This is a genomic window from Stenotrophomonas sp. NPDC077659 (assembly GCF_050268705.1).
Classification (GTDB): domain Bacteria; phylum Pseudomonadota; class Gammaproteobacteria; order Xanthomonadales; family Xanthomonadaceae; genus Stenotrophomonas.
In genome coordinates this window covers 1-5,573 of sequence record NZ_JBNNHG010000198.1, presented here as the reverse complement: position 1 = coordinate 5,573, position 5,573 = coordinate 1, and the positions used below count along the sequence as shown (strand labels likewise).

9 protein-coding genes are annotated in these 5,573 nt (G+C 61.3%); 2 read left to right on the top strand and 7 right to left on the bottom strand.

The genetic code is table 11. The features are described 5' to 3' along the window. Positions 1 to 351: 351 nt before the first annotated feature. The 5 genes from ACQKDV_RS18120 to ACQKDV_RS18100 form a co-directional block, all read right to left on the bottom strand. Complete coding sequence (locus ACQKDV_RS18120) at positions 352 to 567, bottom strand: hypothetical protein (protein WP_427785597.1); 216 nt, start codon at positions 565 to 567, stop codon at positions 352 to 354. A 53-nt stretch (positions 568 to 620) separates the two neighbouring features. Then, positions 621 to 1,388 carry a hypothetical protein gene (locus tag ACQKDV_RS18115; protein WP_427785596.1) on the bottom strand — a complete coding sequence of 256 codons (768 nt, stop codon included), beginning with the start codon at positions 1,386 to 1,388 and terminating at the stop codon, positions 621 to 623. 13 nt (positions 1,389 to 1,401) lie between these two features. Continuing rightward, positions 1,402 to 1,770 carry a hypothetical protein gene (locus ACQKDV_RS18110; RefSeq protein WP_427785594.1) on the bottom strand — a complete coding sequence of 123 codons (369 nt, stop codon included), beginning with the start codon at positions 1,768 to 1,770 and terminating at the stop codon, positions 1,402 to 1,404. Between the two features lie 487 nt (positions 1,771 to 2,257). Beyond that, positions 2,258 to 2,473 (bottom strand): hypothetical protein, encoded by a 216-nt coding sequence (locus ACQKDV_RS18105; RefSeq protein WP_427785592.1) that lies wholly within the window; start codon positions 2,471 to 2,473, stop codon positions 2,258 to 2,260. A gap of 24 nt (positions 2,474 to 2,497) precedes the next feature. Further along, positions 2,498 to 2,713: a hypothetical protein gene (locus tag ACQKDV_RS18100; protein ID WP_427785591.1), complete on the bottom strand. Its 216-nt coding sequence runs from the start codon at positions 2,711 to 2,713 to the stop codon at positions 2,498 to 2,500. Between the two features lie 325 nt (positions 2,714 to 3,038). On the opposite strand from ACQKDV_RS18100, the gene ACQKDV_RS18095 reads away from it, so the two are divergent. Together ACQKDV_RS18095 and ACQKDV_RS18090 are read left to right on the top strand one after the other, a co-directional pair. Further along, positions 3,039 to 3,506 carry a hypothetical protein gene (locus ACQKDV_RS18095; RefSeq protein ID WP_427785590.1) on the top strand — a complete coding sequence of 156 codons (468 nt, stop codon included), beginning with the start codon at positions 3,039 to 3,041 and terminating at the stop codon, positions 3,504 to 3,506. Between the two features lie 9 nt (positions 3,507 to 3,515). Then, positions 3,516 to 4,688, top strand: coding sequence for an XVIPCD domain-containing protein (locus ACQKDV_RS18090; RefSeq protein WP_427785588.1), 1,173 nt, complete (start codon positions 3,516 to 3,518; stop codon positions 4,686 to 4,688). Positions 4,689 to 4,690: 2 nt separating this feature from the next. On the opposite strand, the gene ACQKDV_RS18085 is transcribed toward ACQKDV_RS18090, so the two are convergent. Both ACQKDV_RS18085 and ACQKDV_RS18080 read right to left on the bottom strand, forming a co-directional pair. After that, entirely contained in the window at positions 4,691 to 4,990 is a 300-nt protein-coding gene (locus ACQKDV_RS18085) for a hypothetical protein (protein ID WP_427785587.1), read from the bottom strand. 41 nt (positions 4,991 to 5,031) lie between these two features. Next, entirely contained in the window at positions 5,032 to 5,451 is a 420-nt protein-coding gene (locus tag ACQKDV_RS18080; protein ID WP_427785586.1) for a hypothetical protein, read from the bottom strand. Positions 5,452 to 5,573 lie beyond the last annotated feature (122 nt).

The following is a 5,573-nucleotide window of genomic DNA, read 5'->3' as shown; positions in this document are numbered from 1 at the left end:
GAAAATGTTGACTGTGGCGCCTCGCGTGGCGACTGGTATTTCAGCAGCCTGTTAGGCAGCTTGGGGAAGACGCCAGCAGACGCCGTGCCTGACTTTCTCTTGGTTGGCATAACTGTTCCTTTTCAACATGTTATGCCCGAACACAAAATTCCTGACACTCCCTGTTTATCCGCAGCACAGCGGATTTGCACAGGCGCTGCCGGCGTTCGACTTTAGCCCTCAGTTGCAGCTGTGGGTTCTGCCCTTCGACCTAGAACGCGGTCTGCTGGCCATACCGGACGCATGGCAGCCGCATGCAACATCTGCGCTGCCTAGGCAGGCAATCGCCGATACAGGCCTGCGCCTCACCACCTAGCTCTCACGCTCCAGCCCAAGGCGCGGCCAAAGAGCATCGTCCCGCTCCAGGTCGTAGTCATTGCCAAACGCAAGCGCAGCCTCGCGTGGCGGCAGATCCGCATAGCAACCGAGCAGGAACTGATCCATGCCGGCGTCGCTGTGGTCGATGGCGAATAGGCGGAGCATTGCCTCGTCAAAAGCCTTGAGCCACTCCGCGTCGATCTTGGTCATGGATTTCTTCCTCAGTTGGAGCGGCATGGCCCGCCCCACGTTGTCCAACTACGTCACCGCCGCATCTCATATCGCGGCATCAGACCGCGAGCGGTCGCCTCCAGTAGCTGCCAATCAATCAGCAACACCCGCGCGTACCGCACTTCCATGGCTATCCCGTACCCCGCATCCAAGGTGGAATGCCAACACATCGCCACCCGATCCCCATTCCCCCGCACCAGCGTCCCGTCCTCCACCAAAACCCCATCAACCGTGTACTCCCAAGGGTCACAGCTGATGAACGTCGTCACCCGCCCATCCCCATCCCGCACCACATACCAATCCGGTGCCGTCTCCAGCACATCGCGTCCCACCCCCTCCCGATCCACTGCATAAGGCGTCAGCCCCCACCGCGTCGGCAGCGCCACACGCCCAGTCAGACCCGGCGCCAGATAATCAGCAGCGCGCCCACGCCCCACATAGCGCAGCTCAATCGACACCTCCCGGTAGCCATCCTCCACCGACCGCAGCGGGTAATCCCCCGGTGGCGCAGCCTGCAGCGCCGGCCACAGCACGGTCAGCACCACCCCGCCACCGGGAAACGGCCCGATCTGGTTGAAGTACAGATTGGCCGGGAACAGGAAATGGTGCGGGCCCACGCTGGCCTCCACCGGCTGCGTCGTGTAGGTGCGGCCTTCCACCATGCGGGGGCGCTGCGCGTCGTTGAACAGGTCTGCGATTCCGTCATCCACGCCCGTAGACGGCGCCCATACGCAGGCAGTGGCCGTCCCCACGGCTACCACCGCGGCGCAGATCAACCGGCGTGCCGGTGCGCTGCTCATGGCGTGCACCGGCCTACCGCTGCCCCTGCACCCGCTCGGTCGCCAGCAAAGTCAGCGACAACACTGCCTGCAGCAGCCCTTCCATCTGCCGCTCGCCCAGGAACTCGTGGGGCGTTCCGCTCTGCCGCGTGCGCTCGCAGGCCAACGCCATCTCCGCCACCGAGCGCAGGCCGACCAGGGCGCAATCGGCATCGGCCATCTGCAGGCAGCGGCCCGGGCCGAGTCTGCGCTCGGACCAAGGCTGCCCATCGGACGCTGCACCCGCGCCGATTCGCTTCAGGGTGGCGACAAACCCATTGGGGTCGGGTGCGTGCTCATCCTCGTGATCGGTGTTGGCCGGATCGTGCGGGATGTTCAAACCGGGGAGTTTTGTTGCGCTCATGGCAGTGCTCCGTGCAGGAAAACAGCAGAGCCACCCATGGAGGTGGCGGACGGTGCGTGGCTCGAAAACCGGTTAACAACCAAGCCGGCGGGCCCGAAGGCCCCCACGCACCGCCCGCCATGAAACGCGAACGGATTGCCAGCCGACGCCACGCAAAAGTGACGCCGACTGGCAAGCGCAAACACATGGTTGTTAAACGGGTTTTCGACGCCCGCGCCACCTCGTGTCAGGTGGCAATGCCAAGGTGTACTCGCACGGTTGCGAGATGCCAAGAAACCGTAGCCTTGCGAGGCTGCAAGTGTTGACGCTTACGGCATTGTTGCACGCGTGGCGCAGCGCGAATGCTTTGCGGTGCAATGGTTTCGAACGATGTTAAGCAAAGGGCCGAACACGCCTGAAAATGCACGATTTACGAGGAATTGCAGATCCAAAAGCGACAGCACTTTGAGAGCGCATTCGTACGAAACAGGTCGAATGCGTCATGCACTTAACGGCGCGGCGTGAGCCCCGGCCGCGGCCACAGCGCATCGTCGCGGTCCAGATCGTAGTCATTGCCGAATGCCAGCGCTGCCTCGCGCGGTGGCAGGTCGGCGTAGAGAGCAAGCGTGTGCTCATCCATGCCCGCATCGCGGTGGTCGATGGCGAACAGGTGGCGCAGTTCGTGGTCGAAGGCCTGCAGCCATTCGGTGTTGATTAGAGGCATGGTCAATCGAGGTAAACGGGAAAATCAGCTGTGCAGCACCAATCCCGGCATCGGCCAGAGCAACGGCGTGCGGGCCAGGTCGTAGTCGTTGCCGTAGGCCATCGCCGCCTCGCGCGGTTCCAGATCGGCATAGCAGCCCAGCAGGTAGGCATCCATGCCGGCCTCGCGGTGGGTGGTGGCAAACAGGCTCAGCAGGGCGTGGTCGAAGTCTTCCAGCCACTCGGCGTCGATCGGGGTCATGGTCATCCTCCTGGGGGGAGGGAAGGATGACGTGGGGGTGTCTCATGGGCTGGGACGGAGTGAACCCGTTCGCAGAACCATTCTTCACTGGGGTGTATAAGAGATCGTCAGGCCTCGCCCTGATAGCCAACTGATGCCGCAACGAGGGACCGCAATGTTTCCACAAGGAAGAACACTGCTCTGCTTGGTCATGACCGTGTCTATGGCATTCGTCGGCGGTTGCCAGGCCGAATCCGGGGTTCAGACGGACTCACATTCAGCGTCGGCCCGCTTGGACCAGGCGCCGCTAGTCAGGCCGTTCCCGCTGGTGGCAATGGATAACCCAATGGTGGTCGAGTTTACGTTGCCACCTCCTGGCAGAAGCGGGTCACCCACCTTGTTCCTTGGCATTCGCGTGAACGGAGAAGATGGACTGAAGTCCCTCAATGCCGCTCGCGAAGTGCGCAACCTCGGGCTGCCTGCCCAATTGAAACTGGAGCGTCTGGACGGACAGCAGGCCACGACCGTTCCATTGGTGAGAGTGGAATCGGTGGCAGGTAGTCCAGCACGGATTGAGCCGATCGAGCCAACGGGCCACGTCGCAGGCGGCTGGTTGGAGAACGTCGATCATCAGTCTCTGCAATCTGCAGGACTGCAGCCCGCTGGCACCCACTACACCCAGGTGGCACTGGCTTGGGCCCAGGGACAGGCGCCCGGGAGATACCGGCTTAGTATCCAGCTGCTCGCGCCCGACGGGAGACTGTCATCTACGCCGGCCGAGCTGCTGGTGGCCTATGTAAACAAGTCGAAGTAGGAGACGGTCATGGACGACAAATACACCGTAACGATCTACGTAGCTGCGCCGGGAACGCCATTGTTGGCCGGTGGTACGTCCGCCGCTGGCCACGTCTATTTCAAGGCGGCACACGGCAAGGATGAGACCAGCTTCGGCTTCGCGCCGATTGAGCACGGCGTTACGACCGGGCCAGGAATGGTCTACTACAATGATGTCGAGCAGTACGAAAAGCCGTACTACCAGCGGACCATGGAGATCAGCAAGGAGCAATATGAAAAGCTCAACGAATTTGGAGCGAAGCCTGGCGAACACGGCTTCAATACTTCATATCATGGGCTGGACAACAGTTGTATCGACTACACCTGGGGCGCTTTGAACCATGCGGGTCTTCATCGAACCAATCTACTGTTCGTGCAGGACAAGAATTTTGAAGGTGGTCTCAAGCCACTGACCAATGTCGAGTACATCCGCAGCATCCGCGCTCCGTTCCCCGACAGCGATCTGAACACCGAGCATTACAACGAGATGCCGGAGAGGACGCTCATGCAGCGCATCATCAGCGAAGAGCAGCTGCAGGGAGATGATCGTCTCATGCACGAAGCCATTCGCAAGGGTGTGGCGGGCATCGATGAAGAACATGGTCGCACGCCCGACGAAACCAGCGAGCGACTCGCCCCTGGATTGCTGGCTACAGCCAAAGAGTCACGGCTTGTGCGTGTTGACCACGTGCTGCTGGGGAATGCGCCGGGTGCGCAGCCCGCCCAGCAGCCCGGTTCTCTACGGGCTGATCCTCTGCAGCCTGGGGGTGCCGACTACGCACTCCATCAACAGATACGCGCGGGCGTTGCGGCGCTGGACGCGCAGTATGGGCGGGCGCCGGATGCGGTGAGCGACAGAATGACCGCCAGCCTGCTGGTGCTGGCGAAAGAGAACGACCTGTCCCGCGTGGACCAGGTGGTGCTGAGCGCCGCTACCGTCCATCAGCCGGCCGGCCACACGGTGTTTCTGATAAAGGGCGATCTGAGCAGTGCTCCGTTCGCCTTGGCCACCATGACGACCGACCGCGCCGTGGCGACGCCGGTGGAGGTGTCGATGCAGCGCTACCAGCAGATGAACCAGGAGGCACAGCTGCAGACTGCTGCCCGGCAGGTGGAACAGCAGGCACAGGATGGACGGGTTCAGGGGATGGGCATCGGATAGCCCTATAGCGCCGGGCAGAACATCGCGTGGCCATTGCCGATGATCAGGCGGGCCGTTTCACCCCCCGGAAGGCCCTGCGCATCATGGTCCGCCGGCATCGACGTTGCAGCGCAGATGCAAGGTGCTCCAGGTGCTCGCCTGCGGGTGGTCAGGCGGTCGTGGCAGGGTACGCCGCGCTTGTCCAGCTTCAGCTTTGCCTTGCTCAGGCCCAGCCCTTCCAGGTTGGATGGCCGCCCCAGCGCGGCCCCCACGTAATCCACCTGTGTGCTGCCATCGGCTGTGTCGTTGACGCTCCAACGCACGCGCGCGCCTTCGGCGCTATGGGCTGTGGCGTGAGGGGCTCTCAAGATGGCTCTGCATTCGACCCTCGGCTCACGACATAGAACGTCAGTCCACTCGCGACCCCGCCCCATAAAGGTGTTACGAAAAGGATGCTCATCAGAAATATCGATAGCAGCAACTGCCCTGCCAGTGAAGCGTTGAGGACAGAAAATCTTTCATGCTCAGCGAGCGCGACGACTACTTGCGCCAGAATTCCTGCCAATGTGCCCACAATCAAGCCTTTGCTCGCACAGCTCAACACAGTCTTGCCATGATGAGGCTTCAACAGCAACCCGAAGCAGATAAGCCCTGCGGAGTACAGCCATGAGAATCCGCCCGCAGTATCGAATTGATAGATGTCCCAGATAAATCCTGGAATAGCTACGGACATGAGAATTGAAACAACCGCGCAGAATAGGGAATAACAAAGTGCGTCTTTCATGATTTCACCTCTCAGGAGGGTAGATCCAAATTTTCACCCCGGGCAGCCTTGAAAGATCTTTGCCTAACAGGCTGCTGAAATACCTCTCAGCTCGTAGACTACTTGAGTCGGAACATCACCCC

Excerpts from the sequence above, each read along its gene's own strand:
- ACQKDV_RS18100 (WP_427785591.1), bottom strand. The coding sequence starts at position 2,713 with ATGACCCCGATCGACGCCGAGTGGCTGGAAGACTTCGACCACGCCCTG.
- ACQKDV_RS18115 (WP_427785596.1), bottom strand. The coding sequence starts at position 1,388 with ATGAGCAGCGCACCGGCACGCCGGTTGATCTGCGCCGCGGTGGTAGCC.
- ACQKDV_RS18105 (WP_427785592.1), bottom strand. The coding sequence starts at position 2,473 with ATGCCTCTAATCAACACCGAATGGCTGCAGGCCTTCGACCACGAACTG.
- ACQKDV_RS18080 (WP_427785586.1), bottom strand. The coding sequence starts at position 5,451 with ATGAAAGACGCACTTTGTTATTCCCTATTCTGCGCGGTTGTTTCAATT.
- ACQKDV_RS18120 (WP_427785597.1), bottom strand. The coding sequence starts at position 567 with ATGACCAAGATCGACGCGGAGTGGCTCAAGGCTTTTGACGAGGCAATG.
- ACQKDV_RS18090 (WP_427785588.1), top strand. The coding sequence starts at position 3,516 with ATGGACGACAAATACACCGTAACGATCTACGTAGCTGCGCCGGGAACG.
- ACQKDV_RS18110 (WP_427785594.1), bottom strand. The coding sequence starts at position 1,770 with ATGAGCGCAACAAAACTCCCCGGTTTGAACATCCCGCACGATCCGGCC.
- ACQKDV_RS18095 (WP_427785590.1), top strand. The coding sequence starts at position 3,039 with ATGGTGGTCGAGTTTACGTTGCCACCTCCTGGCAGAAGCGGGTCACCC.